The organism is Streptomyces sp. NPDC048182 (assembly GCF_043202555.1).
In the GTDB taxonomy this organism is placed as follows: Bacteria; Actinomycetota; Actinomycetes; order Streptomycetales; family Streptomycetaceae; genus Streptomyces.
Genome location: NZ_JBIDAQ010000027.1, coordinates 1 through 18662, shown reverse-complemented (window position 1 = coordinate 18662; position 18662 = coordinate 1). Strand labels below are relative to the sequence as shown.

Genomic DNA, 18662 nt, shown 5'->3' with positions numbered 1-18662 from the left:
GTGCCGCTCACCGTGGAACAGATACGCAGCGACGTCGCCGACTGCCTCGGCGAGGACCCGGCGGACATACCCGTCGACGAGAACCTGGTCGACTACGGCCTGGACTCGGTGCGCATCATGGCGCTGCTTGAACGCTGGCGCCGCGAGCACGCCGTGACGGCCGGGTTCGCCGACCTCGCCGAGCGCCCCGCCGTCGAGGCGTGGGCGCCGCTGCTGGGGGCGGTATGAGCGCCCTGCCGCTCACGGCCGCCCAGTCGGGGATGTGGTACGCGCAGGCCCTGGACCCGGCGAGCCCCGCGCAGAACACCGCCGAGTGCCTGGAGATCGACGGTCCGCTCGACCCGGCGCTGTTCGCCGAGGCGCTGCGCCGCACCGCCGCGGAGTCCGACGCGCTGCGGGTCCGCGTCGAGGACACCCCGGACGGGCCGCGCCAGCACCTCGCGGAGGCCGTCGAGGTGCCGCTGACGGTCCGCGAGGACCTGGACGCGGCCGGCGCCGAGGCGTGGATGCGCGCCGACCTGGCCCGCCCGTTCGACCTGGCGGCGGGGCCGCCGTTCCGGCACGCCCTGTTCCGCGTCGGCGCCGACCGGTGGCTGTGGTACCAGAGCGTCCACCACCTGGTGATGGACGGCTACGGCTACTCGCTCCTGGTGCGCCGCACCGCCGAGGTCTACGCGGCGCTGGTCCGCGGCGAGGAGCCCGCGCCGCGCTCCTTCGGCACGCTGGCCGCCCTGGTCGCGGACGACGCCTCCTACCGCATCTCGCCGGCCCGCGCGGCCGACCGGGCGCACTGGGCCCGGGCGTTCGCCGACCGCCCTGAGGTGCCCCGGCTGGCCGGGCGCGGCGCGCTGCCGTCACGTACCTTCCGGCGCCGCAGCGCACGCCTCTCCCCGGAGAGCACCGCTCTCCTGAAGGACCTGGCGGCCGGGCTCCGCGCGACCTGGCCGGACGTGCTGATCGCCGCCCAGGCGCTGTACACCTCCCGCGCCACGGCGAGCCGGGACGTGGTGCTGGGCCTGCCGATGATGGGCCGCATGGGCTCGGTGGCGCTGCGCGTGCCCGGCATGGTGATGAACGTGCTGCCGCTCCGGCTGACCGTCTCCCCCGAGGCGACCTTCGCCGAGCTGGTGCGGCAGGTGGTGCTCGGCATCCGCGAGGTGCGCCGCCACCAGCGCTACCGCTACGAGGACATCCGCCGCGACCTCGGCCTGCTCGGCGAGAACCGCGCCCTGGTCGGCCCGCTGGTCAACGTCATGCCCTTCGACTACGGCGTGGATTTCGCCGGCGCCCCCGCCCGCGCCCGCAACCTGTCCGCGGGGCCGGTCGAGGACCTGACGGTCAACATCTACGACCGCGCCGACGGCCGGGGCCTCGCCCTGGACCACGACGGCAACCCGGCGCTCTACGAGGACGCCGACCTCGCCGCCCACCAGCGGCGCTACCTGCACCTGGTGGACCGCCTCGCACACGCCGACCCGCACCTCCCGCTCACCGCGCACTCCATCGCCACACCGGCCGAACACGCCCTCGTCGTCACCGAGTTCAACGACACCGACCGCGCCCTGCCCCCGACCACCCTGATCGGCCCGATCGAGGCGCAGGCGGCCCGCGCCCCCGGCGCGACCGCCCTGGTCTTCCGTGACGAGGCGCTGACCTACGCGGAGCTGAACACCCGCGCCAACCGCCTGGCCCGGCACCTCCAGTCGCTCGGGGCGGGCCCCGGCGCGGTGGTCGCCGTGTCGGTGCCGCGCTCGGCGGAGCTGATCGTGACGCTCCTCGCGGTGCTCAAGGCCGGCGCCACCTACCTGCCCCTCGACCCGGACTACCCGGCGCGGCGGCTGGCGTACATGCTCCAGGACGCCGGCCCGGTCTGCGCCGTCACCGACCGCGCCGGCCGCCTCCCGGCGGACGCGGGCACCCCGCTGGTCGTCCTGGACGGCCTCGACGTGTCCGGGTACCCGTGGACGAACCCGGCCAGGGCGCTGACCCCGGCGCATCCGGCGTACGTCATCTACACCTCGGGCTCCACCGGCCGCCCCAAGGGCGTCGTCGTCCCGCACCGGGCGATCGACAACCGGCTGCGCTGGATGCAGGACGCCTACCGCCTCACGGCGGCGGACCGGGTGCTGCAGAAGACGCCGTCGTCCTTCGACGTGTCGGTGTGGGAGTTCTTCTGGCCGCTGCGGGAGGGCGCGGCACTGGTGGTGGCCGAGCCCGGCGGGCACAAGGACCCGGTGTACCTGGCCCGGCTGATCCGCGAACAGGCCGTCACCACCTGCCACTTCGTGCCGTCGATGCTCCAGGTCTTCCTGGCCGCCCCGGAGGCCGCCGGCTGCGCGGAGGCGCTGCGCCGGGTGTTCTGCAGCGGCGAGGCGCTGCCCCGGGAGACCGCGCAGGCCGCCGGGCGCGTGCTGCCCGGCCTGGAGCTGCACAACCTGTACGGGCCGACGGAGGCCGCCGTGGACGTCTCGTACCACGCGGTGGACCCGGCGCACTCAGGACCGGTGCCGATCGGGCGGCCGGTGTGGAACACCCGCCTGTACGTGCTGGACGCAGCGCTCCAGCCGTGCCCGCCCGGCGTGCCCGGGGAGCTGTTCCTGGCCGGGGTGCAGCTGGCCGACGGCTACCTGGACCGGCCCGAGCTGACGGCGTCGAGGTTCCTGCCCGACCCGTTCGGGCCGGCCGGCGCCCGGATGTACCGCACCGGCGACCTGGCGCGCTGGACCGCGGCCGGCGAGGTGGAGTACCTCGGCCGCACCGACCACCAGGTCAAGCTGCGCGGCCAGCGCATCGAGCTGGGCGAGATCGAGGCGGCCCTCGCGGCCCGGCCCGGTGTGGACGGGGCGTGCGCCGTGGTGTGGGAGGACCGGCTGGTCGGCTATGTGACCGGCGGCGGCGCCGATCCGGTGCGGCTGCGGGCCGAGCTGGCGCGTGAGCTGCCGGAGCACATGGTCCCGGCGGTGGTCGTGGCCCTTGACGCCTTCCCGCTCTCGCCGGCCGGCAAGCTGGACCGCCGCGAGCTGCCCGCCCCGGTCTTCGCCGGCGGCACCGCCGCCCGGGAGCCCGCCTCGCCCCGCGAGGAAGCGCTGGTCCGGTTGTTCGCGGAGGTCCTGGAGGCGGACGGGGTCGGCCCGGACGACGCCTTCTTCGACCTGGGCGGCACCTCGCTGCTCGCGGTCCGGCTGGTGGCGCGGATACGGGAGGAGTGCGGCGCGGAGCTGACCATCGGCTCGCTCTTCGAGGCGCCGACGCCCGCCGCGCTCGCCGCCCGCCTCGACACCCCGGGTCCGGCCGGCGAGGACGCGCTGGGCGTGCTCCTGGCCCTGCGCGCCGAGGGCGAGCGGCCGCCGCTGTTCGCGATCCACCCGGCGGGCGGGCTCGCCTGGTGCTACGCGGGCCTTTCGGCGCGGCTCGGGCCGCAGCAGCCGGTGTACGGCCTCCAGGCGCGCGGCCTGACCGGCGGCGAGCCGCTGCCGCGCACCCTGCGCGAGGAGGCCGAGGACTACGCGGAGCAGCTGCGCCGGGTCCGGCCGCACGGCCCGTACCGCCTGCTCGGCTGGTCGGTCGGCGGGGTCCTGGCGCACGCGGTGGCCGTGCTGCTCCAGGAGGCCGGCGAGGAGGTGGAACTCCTCGCGCTGCTCGACGCGTTCCCCGCCGAGCAGTGGCGGGAGCGCCCGGCGCCCGAGGAGGGCGACGCGCTCACCGCGGTGCTGCGCATGGCCGGCTTCGACCGGGCCGGCGAGCGCACCCGCGAGGACGTGCTCGCCACGCTGCGCCGGGCGGGCAGCCCGCTGGCCGGGCTCTCCGAGCACACCCTGTCCCGGATCGTCGACATCGTGCCCAACCACGCCCGCCTGATGCGCGAGCACGAACACGGCCGCTACGAGGGCGACCTGCTCTTCTTCACGGCCGCCGCCCCGCGCGCCGAGGACTGGCTGACCCGCGAGGCGTGGCGTCCGCACGTCGGCGGCGCGATCGTCAACCACGACCTGGACTGCACGCACCCGCAGCTGATGCGGGACCGGTTCCTGGACGAGGTGGCGGCGGTGCTCGCGGCGGCGCTGAAGGAGCTGGACGGGTGAGGCCCGTGGTGGCGCAGTGCGGCGCTCACCCGCCCAGCAGCTCCACCAGGCCGTCGGCCAGTTCGGTGCGCCAGCAGAGGTAGTCGTGACCGCCGTTGAACTCCCGGTAGGAGGAGTCGTGGTACCCGGACCGCTCCAGGACGTCCCGCAGCCGCCGGGCCGCGGGCAGCGCCACCCACTCCTGCGTCCCGAAGGACAGCCGGAAGCGCACCGGCAGCCGCGGGGCGGCGGCCAGCTCCCTGGTCAGCCACTCCGCGTCCGGGCCGGCCGGCCACCAGAAGGAGCCGGACTGCACGAGGGCGTTGCCGAAGCGGTGGGGGGAGCGCAGCGCGGCGTAGGCCGCGGTGAGGCCGCCCAGGCTCTGCCCGGCGATCACCGTGCGCGCCGGGTCGGCGGTGACGGGGAGCCGTCCGGCCGCCCAGGGCAGCAGCTCGTCGGCGAGGAAGTCGGCGTAGCCGGGGTCGCAGGACAGCTCCGCCCAGCGGGTCGCCTCGTCCACCGCGTCCGGCAGCAGGGCCGCGACCGGCGGAGTGCGGCCGTCGGCGGCGAGGTTGTCGAGGAGGTGGGGCAGCCCGAGCCGGGGTCCCCAGTGCTCGCCGTCCAGGAGCACGAGGACGGGCAGCTCCGCCGCGTCCTCGGCGCCGGGCGGCGCGTACAGCCAGACCCGGCGGGAGCCGCCCGGCAGGGCGGTCGGCACGGCGTGCTCGGTCAGGGTGCCGCGAGGGGCGTCCGGACGCGGCACCCAGTCCACCGCACGCGGGGCGGCCGGGAGTTCGGCGTACGGGACCGGGTCGGCATCCCAGCGGTGGGGCAGGGCACGGGAGTTGCAGGGGTCCGTGCGGCGCCGGGTGCGCAGCCACCGCCGGTGCTCGGCGGAGCCCGGCGCGGGGCCTTCGCCCTCGTCCACGTACAGATCGTAGGTGCCGCGCCAGTCGTGGCGCAGCCGCACGGTCCAGTGCCAGACGTCGGTGCCAGGCACGTGCGCCATCAGGTTGCCGTCGGGGTCGCGCGGGTCGCCGAGCTTGTTCGGCAGCACCTCGACGGCCCGGGTGCCGGGGCCGCCGCGCCAGAGGAAGGTGACCGCCCGGTGGTCGGGGTCGCCGAGCGGGTCGGGGCCGACCAGGGGCGTGCCGCGGTCGCGGACCGCGGCCCAGAACTCCTCGGTGCCGCCGCCCGGTTCGGGCAGCGCGCACACCGGCTCCGCGAGCCGTGGCACGGGCTCGGGGCGGGGAAGCCGCGGCGGGTGGTGCGGGGTGCCCCCGGGAGGGCGGGAGGTGAAGGCGCGTGCGATGGCCAATTGACTGCCTGTCATTCGTAAGTTAGGTTAGCCTTACCTTACTTGATCTTCTCTGTTCGTCCGCCCCATCCGTCTTCCTCTGCCGTTCGCCCGCCAGGAGCAGCCATCATGACCTCTGACAGACCCGCCTCGCCCACCGGCGCCCGGCTCGGCCGCGTGGCCGCCCTGACCGCCGGCGCGACGCTCGGCCTGGGCGCCCTGTGCGCCGCCCCCCTGGCCGTGGCCGTGGCCGGCGGTCCCGCCACCGGGCCGGTGGCCTCGGCGGCGGATCCGGCCGCACCGGCGGTCACGCTGGGCACGAGCTCGGTGAAGCCGGGCGGCGAGGTGCCGTTCACGGTCACCGGCTTCCCGGCCGGGGCCACGCTGAGCGTCAAGTTCGACGACGCGGCGCTGCTGAGCAGGTTCACGATCGGCGAGGACGGCAGTGTCACGGGGAAGGTGACGGTCCCGGCCGAGACGCCGCCGGGCGGGGGGCACTGGCTGCGCTTCCTGGCCCCGCAGACCAGTGTGAAGAGCGAGGGCCTCACGGTCGTCGCAGACACCCCGACCCCGACGCCGACACCCACGCCCAGGCCGACCCCCACGCCCACGCCGACCCCGACGCCCTCGACCCCCGCGGGCACACCCAAGGTGCGGCTGACGGGGGGTTCGCGGGTCGCCGCGGGTGATCGGGTGTCCTTCGCCCTCTCCGGGTTCGTCAAGGACCAGAAGATCACGGTGAAGCTGGACGACACCGAGATCCTCGGGCAGTGGTCGAACGCCGTGAAGGCGGACGGCACCTTCGCCGGCACCGTGACCGTGCCCGCGTCCACCGGCGCCGGGGCGCACTGGCTGCGGGTCCTCGCGCCGGACCCGGCGACCAGCCTCCGGGCCGACATCACGGTCACCGCCACGACCGGAGGCGGCACCGGGGGCGGTACGGGCGGCGGGACCGGAGGCGCCGGCGGCGGAACGGGCGGTGGCACCGGGGGCGGTTCCGGCGGCACCGGGGGCGGCTCAAGCACGGGCGGCGGCACCGGTACCGGTACCGGATCCGGCGGATCCGGCGGCGTGACCGGCACCGGCGCCGGCACCTCCGCGTCGATCACCGCGGGCTCGCGGACGGCCGCCGGAGGCCGCGTGTCGTTCCGGGTGACGGGCTTCCCGGCCGGGCAGCAACTCACCGTCAAGCTGGACGACGCCAAGATCCTCGGCCAGTGGACGGTCGGCGCCGACGGCTCCCACACCGGCTCGGTCACCGTGCCCGCGGACACCGCGAAGGGCGCCCACTGGCTGCGCTTCCTCGCGCCCAACCCGCCCACCAGCCTCAAGGCCGATTTCACCGTGACCTCCGGCGGCACGGGCAACGGCACCGGCACCGGCACCGGCACCGGCACCGGCGTGTCCGCCGTCTCCCCGCCCGGCGCCGCCGGATCGGCACCGATACCCGCCGCGACCGGCGCCCCCGCCAGCGCCACCAATGACGCCGGCGCCAAGGCCGAGATCACCGCCAGCCAGGTCCAGCCCGGCGGCAAGCTGCACTTCGAGGTGGCGAAGTTCCCCGCCGGACAGCGCCTCACCATCAAGCTGGACGACGAGGCGATCCTCGGCCAGTGGACCATCGACGCCGAAGGCTCCTACGAGGGCGACGTGACCGTCCCCGCGGACACCGCGCCCGGCGCACACGGACTGCGCTTCCTCGCGCCGGACCCGCCCACCTCGCTCAAGGTCGACTTCACGGTCCTCGCCGCCGCGGCGGGCGGAGCCCAGGCCCCCGCCGTCGCCTCCTCCACCACCGCCCCGGACGCGCCCGCCCGGACCCTGGCCGCCGCCTCCGTCGAGGCACCCGTGTCCTACGCGACCATCGCCTGGTCGGCCGCCGCCGCGGCGGTCGGTGGTGCGGCCGGCGCCGCCGCCACCACGTTCGCCGTGGTGCGCCGCCGTGGCGCCCGGCCCGCCCAGAGCGGCTGACCCCCGAACCATCTCCTCCCGTACGACAGCACCGTGCACCCGCACCGTGTGTCCGCACGTCCACCGATCCCCGACCCGAGGGAGTCCCTCCACCATGTCCATCCCTGCCACCCGCATCCGCCGCCGCACCGCGCTCGGCGCGGCCGTCGCCGTGGCGGTCGCCGCGGGCAGCACCCTGACCCTGGCCGGCACCTCCGCGGCCCGCCCCGCCGCCGAGCCGGTCACCACCGCGAAGCTCGCCAAGGGCCTGTACCAGTCGTCCTACTCGGAGCGGAACGACGCGCTGTGGGTCACCGCCGCCGTGGGCCGCCCGCCGGTCAAGGAGTCGCACCTGCTCAAGGTCGACCCCAGGACGCTGAAGGTGGAGGCCGACATCGTCCCGCCGGTCACCGACGCCGCCACCGGCGCCGTCGAGGCCGTCTACGGCGTGGCCGTGGACGACAAGCACAACACCGTCTGGACCACCAACACCCGCACCAACACCGTCTCGGTCTACAGCCAGCGCACCGGCAAGCAGCTGGCGAGCCTGCCGAACGTCGCCCACGCCCGCGAGATCGTGGTGGACGAGCGGCACGACACGGTGTGGGCGAGCGGCTTCGGCGACGGCACCCTGGTGTCCTACGACTCCCGGACGTTCCAGGAGAAGGAGCGGGTCACGGTCGCCGGCTCGGCGCCCACCGGCCTCGCCGTCGACGAGCGCACCGGCACCCTCTTCGCCGCGGACCTCAACAACGACCGGCTCATCGAGCTGCAGCGCGGCTGGGTCACCCCGCGCCTGCTGCCCACCGGCGACGGCCCGATCTCGGTGTCGCTGTCCAAGGACGGCCGCACCGCCTACACCGCCGACCAGGCCGCCGGCACCCTGTCCGTGATCGACGTGACGAAGGGCCTGGTCACCAAGACCGTGCCCACCGGCGCCGGTGCCCTGTCGGTCGCCACCGACGAGCGCTCCGGTGACGTCCTGGTCGTCAACCGCACCGCCGCGAACGTCACGCGCGTCGACCCGCGCGACGGCGTCGTGGAGGAGACGATCGCCACCGGGGCCAACCCGAACCACGTGGAGATCGAGAACGGCGTCGCCTACGTCGTCGACAAGTCCGGCGCCGGCACCACCGAGGACGCCCTGACCCGGATCCGCCTGTCCCGCTGAGCCACCGCTCCCCCGCGCCCGTCACCCCCCGCCCTCAGCGGCGGGGGGTGACGGGCGCGAGCCACAGCCCCACGATGGCGTCCACCAGTCCGTCGGCGGCGTCCTGCCAGGAGGCGCGCGGCGTGGGCCGTCCCTCCGCGACATCGCGCTCCCGCTCGGCCGCGGTGTGCACGATCAGATGGCGCGCCATGTCGCCCCGCTCGGCGCGCACCTCGGCGGGCAGCTCGGGCAGGCACCGGTCGCGGCCGGCGACGATCCGGCGCAGCGAGGTGGAGGCCAGGGACTCCTCCACCATGGTCCGGCGCAGCGCCGGATCGGTCATGACCTGGGCGCAGAACCGGGCGTACCAGGTGGGGCTGCCGAGCGCCGCGAGGTGGTCGAACTGCGGTCGCACCAGGCAGTCCACCCAGTCCCGCACCTCCGCGGTCTCCCCGAGGGCCGCCAGTTGCCGCGCCCGCAGCTCCTCCACCCGCTCGGCGTGCCGCCGGGCGATGGCCCGGACCAGGTCGGTCTTGGTGCCGAAGTGGTAGCCGACCGCGGCGTTGTTGCCCTGCCCGGCGGCCTCGCTGACCTGGCGGTTGGAGACGGCGTACACCCCGTGCTCGGCGAACAGCCGCTCCGCGGTGACCAGGATCAGCTGCCGGGTCGCACCGGCCTGCTCCGCCCGCGCCGTCCTGCCCGCCATGCTCACCGCCGTGCCGGGACCTGGTCGTCGCCCGCGCCGACCGGTCCCTTCCGTCGTCGCAGGTCCGCCGCGGTGCGGCGGTCTCGCGGGCAGCCTACGCGGACGCGTCGGCCGGACGCCGGACGCCCCGGCGGTGCGGGGCGGGCCCGGCACGCCCTAGAGTACGTCAAGCGACTGACTTAACAGGTGCCCGCATCCGGTGCGGCGCCGTGCCCTGACCCGTGACGCGAGAGGCCCCGCCATGCCCGCTCCCCCCGTCGGCCCCACCGCCCCGGCCGGTGCCGGCCCGGAGGCCGCGCCGCGGCCGAACGCCGTGGTGGCGGTGCTGGCCCTGGCCGGCATCGTCGTCGCGCTGATGCAGACGCTGGTCATCCCGATCGTGCCCGACCTGCCCCGGCTCCTGGACGCGCCGGCCTCGGACACCGCCTGGGCGGTCACCGCCACGCTGCTGGCGGCGGCCGTGGCCACCCCGGTGGTCGGCCGGCTCGGCGACATGACCGGCAAGCGGCGGATGCTGCTGCTCAGCCTGGTGCTGCTGGTCGTCGGCTCGGTGGTGTGCGCGCTCAGCGACTCCCTGGCCCCGATGGTGGTGGGCCGGGCCCTCCAGGGGCTGTCGGCGGCGGTGATCCCGCTGGGCATCAGCATCATGCGCGACGAGCTGCCCGCCGAGCGGCTGGCCGGCGCCACCGCCCTGATGAGCGCCTCCCTCGGCGTCGGCGGCGCGCTCGGCCTGCCCACCGCCGCGCTGATCGCCGACAACCTCGACTGGCACATGCTCTTCTGGACCTCGGGCGCCATCGGCGCCGTCGCGGCGGTCCTGGTGGCCGTGCTGGTGCCCGAGTCGGCGGTCCGCACCGGCGGGCGCTTCGACGTGCCGGGCGCCATCGGCATGGCGACGGGCCTGGTGTGCCTGCTGCTGGCGATCTCCAAGGGCGCCGACTGGGGCTGGGCGAGCGGCACCACGCTGGGCCTGTTCGCGGCCGGCGTGGTGGTGCTGCTGGCCTGGGGCGCCTGGGAGCTGCGCACCCCGCGCCCCCTGGTGGACCTGCGCACCACCGCCCGCCGCCAGGTGCTCTTCACCAACCTGGCGTCGATAGCCGTCGGCTTCTCGATGTTCGCGATGTCCCTGGTCCTGCCGCAGCTCCTGCAGTTGCCCGAGGCCACCGGTTACGGCCTGGGCCGGTCGCTGCTCACGGCCGGTCTGGTGATGGCGCCCTCCGGCCTGGTGATGATGGTGTTCGCGCCGGTCTCCGCGAGTGTGTCGCGGTCCCGGGGCCCGAAGACGACGCTGATGATCGGGTCGCTGATCGTGGCGGCCGGGTACGGGCTGAACCTGCTGCTGATGTCGGAGGTCTGGCACCTGGTGCTGGTCTCCTGCGTCATCGGCGCCGGCATCGGCTTCACCTACGGGGCCATGCCCGCGCTGATCATGGGGGCGGTGCCGGCGAGCGAGACGGCCGCCGCGAACAGCCTCAACACGCTGATGCGGTCCATCGGCACCTCGGTGGCCAGCGCCGTCGCCGGCGTGGTCCTGGCCCAGCTGACGGTGGACCTGGGCGGCTTCGCGCTGCCCTCGGAGAACGCCTTCAAGGTGGTCATGGTCCTCGGCGCCGGGGCCGCCCTGCTGGCCTGCGCGCTCGCCTCCTGCCTCCCCGGGCACCGGCCCGCCGCCCCGGTGCCGGCACCGGCGGCGGACGGCGTGGACGGCGTGGGCACCGGGGCGACCGCCGCGCGCTGACGGCGCCCCGCCCGGCCCGGGCGGCGCCGGTCGCGTGACCGGCGCCGTCCGGGCGAACCTGGCGGGCGGGGCGCGTGAGGGCGCCCGGGCGGGTCGAGTACTCACCCCGTGGAGCTGCCGCCGATCCCCCCGATGCTCGCCACCCCGGGCACCCTGCCGCCCGCCGCGCAGGACGCGCGCTGGGCCTACGAGACCAAGCAGGACGGCCAGCGCGTGGTGGCCTACCTGCCCGGTGACGGGCGGGTGCTGCTGCGGGCCCGTTCCGGGCAGGACATCACCGCCGCCTACCCCGAACTGCGGGCGCTGGGCGCGGCGCTGGCCGGCACGCCCGCCGTCCTGGACGGGGAGGTGCTGGCCCTCGACCCCGAGGGCCGCGCCGACTTCCAGCTCCTCCAGTCCCGGATGGGCCTCGCCCACGACCCCGCCCGGGCCGCGCACCGGGCCGCCCGGGTCCCCGTCCACCTGGTGCTGTTCGACGTCCTGCGCCTCGGCGCCCGCTCCCTGCTGCGCGAGCCCTATCTGCGCCGCCGCGAGCACCTGGAGGGCCTCGGTCTGTCCGGCCCCGCCTGGTCGGTCCCGGCAGCACTGGTCGGCCACGGCGCCGAGGCGCTGCGGGCCACCCGCGAGCACGGCCTGGAGGGCCTGGTGTGCAAGCGGGTGGACTCGGTGTACGAGCCGGGCGTGCGCTCCCGCGCCTGGATCAAGATCCGCAACATGCGCGGCGAGGACGTGGTGGTGGGCGGCTGGCTCCCGGGCAAGGGCCGCCTGTCGGGGCTGCCCGGCGCGGTCCTGGTCGGCCAGCGCGCCGCGGGCCGGCTGCGGTACGTCGGCGGGGTGGGCACCGGCTGGAGCGCCGCCGAGCGCGACGAACTGGCGGCACTGCTGCGGGCGGCCACGACCGACGCCTGCCCCTTCGACCCCGTGCCGCGGGTGCCGGGCGCCCGCTGGGTGGTGCCCCGGCTGGTCGGCGAGGTGCGCTACAGCACCCGCACCCGGGAGGGCCTGCTCCGCCAGCCCTCGTGGCTGCGGCTGCGCCCGGACCTGACCCCGGAGGAGTCCGCGGCCGAGCTGCCCGACGACCTGGTGTGACGCGACGTCAGCTGTCGGGCGCCGAGGCACGTCTGCCCGCGGTCACGGCGTCAGGAGGTGCCCTCTTCCGACTGGGCGCGCAGGAACGCGGTCACCTGGTGGGCCAGGCCGTCCTCGCGCGGCGTGCCGGCCGGGGTGCCGGGCGCGGGTTCCAGGAGGCCCAGGCCGCCCGTCCACAGGCGGCGCTCGGTCCACTCCTCGTCGACCCGCAGCTGCACCTGGACGTCCACCTGGGCGAGGCTCGCCTCCGCGCCGGCCGCGTAGAGCACGGCGGTCGCGCGGCGCAGCGGGTAGACGTCGAAGCCCTCGACGAACTGGGAGTTGCGCCAGTCGACGAAGGCGCCCTCGCCGTCCGGGCCGATCCGCACGTCGAGCTGGCCGTCCTCCAGGTGGACGGTGAGGGCCCGGGCGCCCCGGTTCTCCACGGTCACCCGCAAGCGGAAGTAGGTGAGTCCCTCGGCGGCCTCGTCGCGCCCCCGCGGCGGCTCGGCCGGCTCCAGACGGTGCACGCGGACCCGCAGGCCGGGGTGCTCGTCGTAGTCCTGCCAGTCCCCGACCACGTTCGGCTCGTACACGGTGCCCCTCTCGACCTCTCGACGCTGCTTCCTATCTGTGCGCTCAGCGCACTGTCAAATGGGCCGATCCCCCGGTGGCCAGGCCGTTCGCACCGGGGGCGCGCCGATCAAGCGCTGCGCTGGAGCGATCCGCGGGCGGGCCGGGCGGACGATCACCGCGAGGGTGCCGCACATCACGTCGGGACCCCCGTTCGGGTGGCCGTACGCCCGGTTCGCGGTCACTATCCATATAGACGAGGACTTGTTTCGAATGCGGCTCCGCTGCTGAAGGAGGTGCGCGTCATGCGTATCGCCGGCAGAACCAAGCCCCACCCCCACGACGACGCCCCGGACACGGCCGCCGCCTTCCAGCGGCTGGCGGCGCTGCCCGAGGGCCCGGAGCGCGCGGCGCTCAGGGACGAGCTGATCCGGCTCTGGCTGCCGATGGCGGAGCGGATCGCCGTGCGCTTCCGGGGCCGCGGCGAGCACCTGGAGGACCTCTACCAGGTGGCGGCGCTCGGCCTGGTCAAGGCCGTCGACCACTACGACCCGGCCCGCGGCCACGCCTTCGAGGCGTACGCGGTGCCGACGGTGACGGGGGAGATCAAGCGGCACTTCCGCGACCACATGTGGACGCTGCACGTCCCCCGGCGCATCCAGGACCTGCGCAACCGGGTGCGGCGGGCCGCCAAGGAGCTGGCGCAGACCACACCGGGGCGCGCCCCCACCGTCGAGGAGATCGCCGAGCACGCCCAGCTGACCGCGGACGAGGTGCGCACCGGCATGGAGGCCCTGGAGTGCTTCTCCGCCCTCTCCCTGGAGGCGGAGATGCCCGGCACCGACGGCTACGCCCTCGGCGACGCGCTCGGCGCGGTGGACCCGGCCTTCGACACGGTGGTGGACCGGGTCGCGGTCCGCCCCTGCCTCCAGGCGCTCCCCGAGCGCGAGCGCACCATCCTCTACCTGCGCTTCTTCGCCGGCTTCACGCAGAGCCGGATAGCCCAGCAGCTGGGCATCTCGCAGATGCACGTCTCCCGGCTGCTCAGCGGCTGCTGCGACCGGATACGGGAGGAGATCCTCGCGGAGGCCCGCTGACCCCGCGCCGCTCAAGGGCCGCCTCCAGCGCGGCCCGCACCCGCACCGGCATCACTCCACTGCGCCCCCAGATGAGTATCGTTTCGGCCACGCTGCGCAGTTTGATGTTCGTATGCTGGGAAACCTCCTTCAACACCGCCCACCCCTCGTCGGGTGTGACCCGGCCGAGCGCGACGACCACCCCGATCGCCTGGTCCACGACGGCGTGCGAGACGACCGCCTCGGTGAGCTGCCTGACCTGCTCCTGCAACCGGGAGACCTGGTCGGGGCTCCCGTCCGTGGGCGTGGTCACCACCTGCGCACTCCCCTCGTTCCGACCCTCGTTTCGACCTGCCCGCCGGGGTACCCGGCGGACGACACCAGGACCCGACAGCCATGAGCGACGACGACATGACGCACTCCCCCGCCGGCATCGAACCCGCCGGCACCGCGCCGTCCGGCGCCGACCAGCCGCTCACCACCCACTCCGTCTTCGGGGCACCGTGCTGGGTCAGCCTGACCAGCCGGGACCTGGAGGCCACCGAGGAGTTCTACTCCGCCGTCCTCGGCTGGCAGTGGCGTCCGGCCAAGCTGGGCGAGCCCTTCCGGATCGCCCAGGTGAACGGCGCGCCGGTGGCCGGCATCGCCGCGGTCGCCGCGATGTGGCAGATGGCGGTGGCCTGGACGCCGTACTTCGCCGTACCCGACGCCAACGAGGCGGTCTCCCGGGTGCAGGAGCGCGGCGGCACCGCGGCGGTCGGCCCGATCTCCCTGCCGCCGGGCCGGGCGGCGCTGCTCGCCGACCGGGACGGCGCGACCTTCGGGATCTGGGAGGGCGAGCTGTTCACCGACTGGGAGAGCTGGCGCGCCTCGCGGCCCGCCTTCATCCGCCTGCACACCCGCGACGCCTTCGACGCCGCCATCTTCTACGGCCAGGTCTTCGACTGGGCCTCCGGGCGCCCGGGCTGCTGCGAGGTGCAGTACGAGGGCGAGGAGGTGGTACTGCGCAGCCAGGGCGCGGTCGTCGCGCGCATCGAGTCGGGCGCGCTCGGCGCCGCGCCCGACCCGTCGCTCCGGCCGCACTGGCAGGTGCACTTCGCGGTGGAGGACGTCGCCGCCTGCGCCCGCGCGGCGGAACGGCAGGGCGGCAGCGTGCTCGCCGAGGACGGCACGGAGGCCGTGCTGCGTGACACGGACGGCGCGCAGTTCACGGTGACCGCGCGCCGTCCGGAGGACTGACCGCACGCCGTCACCCGCCGGCCCGGCGGGACGGCCGGGACAGCACCACCATGCCGCGCTCCCCGACGGTCAGGGCGGTGCCCGCCTTGTGCTCGGTCTCGTCGGGGGCGTCCTGCGTCTCGGTGGTGTCGAACACGGTCGTCCACCGCTCGCCGTAGGCGGCCTCCGGCAGCCGGAAGTCGACCGGCTCCCAGTGGCTGTTGATCAGCAGCAGGAAGGAGTCGTCCACCACGGGGCGCCCGCACGCGTCGGGCTCGGCGATGGCGTCGCCGTTGAGGAAGACGCCCACGGTGCGCCGGTCGCACTCCCAGTCCTCCTCGGTCATCTCCCCCGCGTCCGGCAGCAGCCAGACCAGGTCGGGCAGCGGCTGGCCGGCGTGGGTGACCGTGTCGCCGCGGAAGTAGCGGCGCCGGCGCAGCACCGGGTGGGCGGCCCGCAGGGCGATGACCCGCTTCACGAAGCCCAGCAGGGCGCGCTGCTCGCCGGTCAGGCGCCAGTCGATCCACGAGATCTCGTTGTCCTGGCAGTAGGCGTTGTTGTTGCCGCCCTGGGTGCGGCCGAGTTCGTCGCCGTGGCAGAGCATCGGGATGCCCTGCGAGAGCAGCAGCGTGGCCAGCAGGTTGCGCTGCTGGCGGCGGCGCAACTCCAGGACGGCGGGGTCCGTGGTGCCGCCCTCGGCGCCGCAGTTCCAGGACCGGTTGTGGCTCTCGCCGTCCCGGTTGTCCTCGCCGTTGGCCTCGTTGTGCTTGTCGTTGTACGAGACCAGGTCGCGCAGGGTGAACCCGTCGTGCGCGGTGACGAAGTTGACGCTGGCCCGGGGGCGGCGCCTGCTGTGCTGGTAGAGGTCGGAGGAGCCGGTCAGCCGGGAGGCGAACTCGCCGAGCGTGTGCTCCTCGCCGCGCCAGAAGTCCCGTACCGCGTCGCGGTACATGCCGTTCCACTCCGACCACAGCGGCGGGAAGTTGCCCACCTGGTAGCCGCCCTCGCCGACGTCCCACGGCTCGGCGATCAGCTTGACCCGGCTGATCACCGGGTCCTGCTGGATCAGGTCGAAGAACGCGGAGAGCCGATCCACCTCGTGGAACTGCCGGGCCAGGGTGGCCGCGAGGTCGAAGCGGAAGCCGTCGACGTGCATCTCGGTGACCCAGTACCGCAGCGAGTCCATGATCAGCTGGAGCACGTAGGGGTGGCGCATCAGCAGGCTGTTGCCGGTGCCGGTGGTGTCGTAGTAGTGGCCCCAGTCGCCGTCCACCAGGCGGTAGTACGAGGCGTTGTCGATGCCGCGGAAGGAGAGGGTGGGGCCCATCTCGTTGCCCTCGGCGGTGTGGTTGTAGACCACGTCGAGGATGACTTCCAGGCCGGCCGCGTGCAGCGCCTTGACCATCGACTTGAACTCGGTGACCTGCTCGCCGCGGGTGCCGTGGGCGGCGTAGCCGTTGTGCGGGGCGAAGAAGCCGATGGTGTTGTAGCCCCAGTAGTTGCGCAGGCCGCGGTCGAGGAGCACCCCGTCGTGCACGAACTGGTGCACCGGCATCAGCTCCACGGCGGTGACGCCGAGGGAGGTGAGGTGCTCCGTGATCGCGGGGTGCGCGAGCCCGGCGTAGGTGCCGCGCAGTTCCTCGGGCACGTCGGGGTGGGTGCGGCTGAGCCCGCGGACGTGCGCCTCGTAGACGACGGTGTCCGCGTAGGGGCGCCGGGGCGGGCGGTCCTCGCCCCAGTCGAAGGACGGGTCGGTGACCACGCCGAGCATGGTGTGCCCGGCGCTGTCGCCGCGGTCGGGCCGGCCGCCCTTGCCCCGTTCGAAGAGCGAGGCGTGGTTGTCGGCCATGCCGTCCACGGCCCGGGTGTACGGGTCGAGCAGCAGCTTCGCCGGGTTGCACAGGTGCCCGCCGGACGGGTCGAACGGGCCGTGCACGCGGTAGCCGTAGCGCTGCCCCGGGCCGACGCCGGGCAGGTAGCCGTGCCAGACGAAGCCGTCGACCTCGGGCAGCCGGACGGTGCTGTGGGTGCCGTCGTCCCCGACGAGGACCAGCTCCACGCGCTCGGCGACCTCGCTGAACAGGGCGAAGTTGGTGCCCTGCCCGTCGTAGGTGGCCCCCAGCGGGTAGGGGTGGCCGCCCCAGACGGGCGCGCCCTTGAACTGCGGTCGCTCGGCGGTCACCGGGCCTCCTCCAGGATGCCGTCCACCAGGCTGCCGGGCAGCGTCGCGGGTCCGGCCAGGCGGGCGACCGGCATGATCTCTCGGGGCACGTCGAGACCCTCCTGGGTGATCGGTTCGGGCGCGGTGGTCACCAGCGGGACGTGCTCTCCGGCCCGGGCGCGCTGCGAGAACCAGATGACCTTGGCGCCGGTGTCGGCGGCGCAGCAACCCCAGCCGTCACTGGTGGCGGCCAGGTGCTGGAGGCAGCCGCGCAGGTCCTGGTCGGGGCGGAGCCCGTGGTCGTTGCCCGCTACCGCCGTGATGAGGTGGTGGCGGTTCCACCACATCTCGATCGACGTGTGCTTGTCGCTCGCGTGCTCGTCGATCGCCCGCAGCAGCATCTCGGCGCCGGCGCAGACGGGTTCGACGAGGTTCTCCAGGTCCCAGAACCGGAGGTGAGCGGCCAGGATGCGCCTGACCTGTCCGACCCGTTCCGGGCTGACTTCCACGTCGAGGTGGTAGTAGCAGGGCACTGCGGTCTTCATCGTCGTTCGCTCCTCACCGCGAAGGCTCTCGCTTCTCCGCGTCCCTTGGGGGACGGGCTCCCCGATCACGAAGCGTGAGCGCTGATCGCTTCTGAGTAACTCCAGGGTGGGAGCGGTAGTCCATTCGTGCAACACGAGCGAACGACCGCCTCACCGATTAGTTGAAGACCCAACAAGACGGCGGGTAATCACCCGTGCACCATGTGTGAAGCACTCCCAAGTGCTCCCCCTGACCCCTGGAAGGTGACCGCCATGCTGCTTCCCGCGAGGAGCGAAGTTGCCCGGCAGCTGCGGCACTACCGCGCCTGGGAGCGCTCGATGCTGGCGTCCCCGGCGGACGTGGCGGTACGGGCCACCTTCGAGGACTCCGGCTACACCCTGTGCGTGCTGATGGGGAAGCGTTGCGCACGCGAGGCCGCGGACGCCGCCGAGCGCTATCTGCGCGGTGGCCTCGTCACCCTTTCGCAGGACGCGGTCCTTCCTCGAGAACACGACGAGCGGCCCCGGACCACGTCCGGTGCGGCCTGAGCACGGCGGAGGTGAGACACGGATGAGCACGACGACGCAGATCGGGCGTATCCCGGTACGGGACGTCCACCCGGTGGTGGAGGGCGGCAGACGGCCGGCGAAGGCGGTGGCGGGAGAGACGTTCGAGGTCACCGCCACCGTGTTCCGCGAGGGCCATGACGCGGTCGCCGCCAACGTGGTGCTCAAGGACCCGGGGGGCCGGTCGGGCCCCTGGACTCCGATGCGGGAACTGGCACCGGGCAGCGACCGGTGGGGCGCCGAGGTGACACCGGGCGCCCCCGGCGCGTGGACGTACCGGGTGGAGGCGTGGAGCGACCCGGTCACCACCTGGCGGCGACACGCCCGGATCAAGGTACCGGCCGGGATCGACACCGGGCTGGTCCTCGAGGAGGGCGCCGAGCTGCACCGGCGGGCCGCCGCGGGGGTCCCGGAGGACGCCGGGCGCTCCGTGGTGCTGGCCGCCGCGGCCGCGCTGCACGACGACACCCTGCCGGTGGCCTCCCGGCTGGCGGCGGCGTTGACGCCGCAGGTGGACGCGGTCCTGGCCCGGCACCCGCTGCGGGAGCTGGTCACCACCTCCGAGCCGCTGCC

Annotated in this window: 16 protein-coding genes; 10 read left to right on the top strand and 6 right to left on the bottom strand. The window is 74.8% G+C overall.

Translation table 11 applies throughout. From position 1 onward, the window contains the following. Both ACGFZL_RS31480 and ACGFZL_RS31475 read left to right on the top strand, forming a co-directional pair. The gene (locus tag ACGFZL_RS31480) at nucleotides 1–228 is read left to right on the top strand and encodes a phosphopantetheine-binding protein (protein WP_355172083.1); all 228 of its coding nucleotides are present in this window, start codon (nucleotides 1–3) and stop codon (nucleotides 226–228) included. Continuing rightward, nucleotides 225–4082, top strand: coding sequence for an amino acid adenylation domain-containing protein (locus ACGFZL_RS31475; RefSeq protein WP_393696915.1), 3858 nt, complete (start codon nucleotides 225–227; stop codon nucleotides 4080–4082). Before ACGFZL_RS31480 ends, ACGFZL_RS31475 begins: the two co-directional genes overlap by 4 nt. A 25-nt stretch (nucleotides 4083–4107) precedes the next feature. Here the strand turns inward: ACGFZL_RS31475 and fes are convergent, their stop codons facing one another. Next, on the bottom strand, nucleotides 4108–5394 hold the full coding sequence (gene fes, locus ACGFZL_RS31470; protein WP_393696913.1) for an enterochelin esterase: 1287 nt from the start codon (nucleotides 5392–5394) through the stop codon (nucleotides 4108–4110). Between the two features lie 93 nt (nucleotides 5395–5487). Between fes and ACGFZL_RS31465 the strand changes: the two genes are divergently transcribed. Both ACGFZL_RS31465 and ACGFZL_RS31460 read left to right on the top strand, forming a co-directional pair. After that, on the top strand, nucleotides 5488–7329 hold the full coding sequence (locus ACGFZL_RS31465) for a hypothetical protein (RefSeq protein ID WP_393696911.1): 1842 nt from the start codon (nucleotides 5488–5490) through the stop codon (nucleotides 7327–7329). Nucleotides 7330–7423: 94 nt separating this feature from the next. Further along, nucleotides 7424–8479 carry a YncE family protein gene (locus ACGFZL_RS31460; RefSeq protein ID WP_393696909.1) on the top strand — a complete coding sequence of 352 codons (1056 nt, stop codon included), beginning with the start codon at nucleotides 7424–7426 and terminating at the stop codon, nucleotides 8477–8479. 34 nt (nucleotides 8480–8513) lie between these two features. Here ACGFZL_RS31460 and ACGFZL_RS31455 read toward each other — a convergent pair whose 3' ends face one another. Continuing rightward, on the bottom strand, nucleotides 8514–9164 hold the full coding sequence (locus tag ACGFZL_RS31455) for a TetR/AcrR family transcriptional regulator (RefSeq protein ID WP_393696907.1): 651 nt from the start codon (nucleotides 9162–9164) through the stop codon (nucleotides 8514–8516). Nucleotides 9165–9405: 241 nt separating this feature from the next. On the opposite strand from ACGFZL_RS31455, the gene ACGFZL_RS31450 reads away from it, so the two are divergent. Beyond that, complete coding sequence (locus ACGFZL_RS31450; protein ID WP_393696905.1) at nucleotides 9406–10902, top strand: MFS transporter; 1497 nt, start codon at nucleotides 9406–9408, stop codon at nucleotides 10900–10902. 108 nt (nucleotides 10903–11010) lie between these two features. Then, complete coding sequence (locus ACGFZL_RS31445; protein ID WP_393696903.1) at nucleotides 11011–11991, top strand: ATP-dependent DNA ligase; 981 nt, start codon at nucleotides 11011–11013, stop codon at nucleotides 11989–11991. Between the two features lie 50 nt (nucleotides 11992–12041). On the opposite strand, the gene ACGFZL_RS31440 is transcribed toward ACGFZL_RS31445, so the two are convergent. Further along, on the bottom strand, nucleotides 12042–12566 hold the full coding sequence (locus tag ACGFZL_RS31440) for a hypothetical protein (protein WP_393696901.1): 525 nt from the start codon (nucleotides 12564–12566) through the stop codon (nucleotides 12042–12044). 282 nt (nucleotides 12567–12848) lie between these two features. On the opposite strand from ACGFZL_RS31440, the gene ACGFZL_RS31435 reads away from it, so the two are divergent. After that, complete coding sequence (locus ACGFZL_RS31435; protein WP_355172101.1) at nucleotides 12849–13640, top strand: RNA polymerase sigma factor SigF; 792 nt, start codon at nucleotides 12849–12851, stop codon at nucleotides 13638–13640. Here ACGFZL_RS31435 and ACGFZL_RS31430 read toward each other — a convergent pair. Further along, on the bottom strand, nucleotides 13588–13932 hold the full coding sequence (locus ACGFZL_RS31430) for an ANTAR domain-containing protein (RefSeq protein WP_355172103.1): 345 nt from the start codon (nucleotides 13930–13932) through the stop codon (nucleotides 13588–13590). The two genes, ACGFZL_RS31435 and ACGFZL_RS31430, sit on opposite strands and share 53 nt — an antisense overlap. Nucleotides 13933–14015: 83 nt before the next feature. Between ACGFZL_RS31430 and ACGFZL_RS31425 the strand changes: the two genes are divergently transcribed. After that, a complete protein-coding gene (locus tag ACGFZL_RS31425; RefSeq protein WP_393696898.1) occupies nucleotides 14016–14858 on the top strand; it encodes a VOC family protein in 843 nt (280 codons plus the stop codon). Between the two features lie 10 nt (nucleotides 14859–14868). On the opposite strand, the gene glgX is transcribed toward ACGFZL_RS31425, so the two are convergent. Both glgX and ACGFZL_RS31415 read right to left on the bottom strand, forming a co-directional pair. Beyond that, complete coding sequence (glgX, locus tag ACGFZL_RS31420; RefSeq protein ID WP_393696896.1) at nucleotides 14869–17019, bottom strand: glycogen debranching protein GlgX; 2151 nt, start codon at nucleotides 17017–17019, stop codon at nucleotides 14869–14871. After that, entirely contained in the window at nucleotides 17016–17543 is a 528-nt protein-coding gene (locus tag ACGFZL_RS31415; RefSeq protein ID WP_355172109.1) for a pep a2, read from the bottom strand. The genes glgX and ACGFZL_RS31415 overlap by 4 nt, the downstream gene beginning before the upstream one ends. A 252-nt stretch (nucleotides 17544–17795) precedes the next feature. On the opposite strand from ACGFZL_RS31415, the gene ACGFZL_RS31410 reads away from it, so the two are divergent. Next, nucleotides 17796–18071, top strand: a complete 276-nt coding sequence (locus tag ACGFZL_RS31410) for a DUF5133 domain-containing protein (RefSeq protein ID WP_355172111.1) — start codon at nucleotides 17796–17798, stop codon at nucleotides 18069–18071. Between the two features lie 22 nt (nucleotides 18072–18093). Next, the coding region (locus ACGFZL_RS31405; RefSeq protein WP_393696893.1) for a maltotransferase domain-containing protein at nucleotides 18094–18662 on the top strand (569 nt) is incomplete at its 3' end.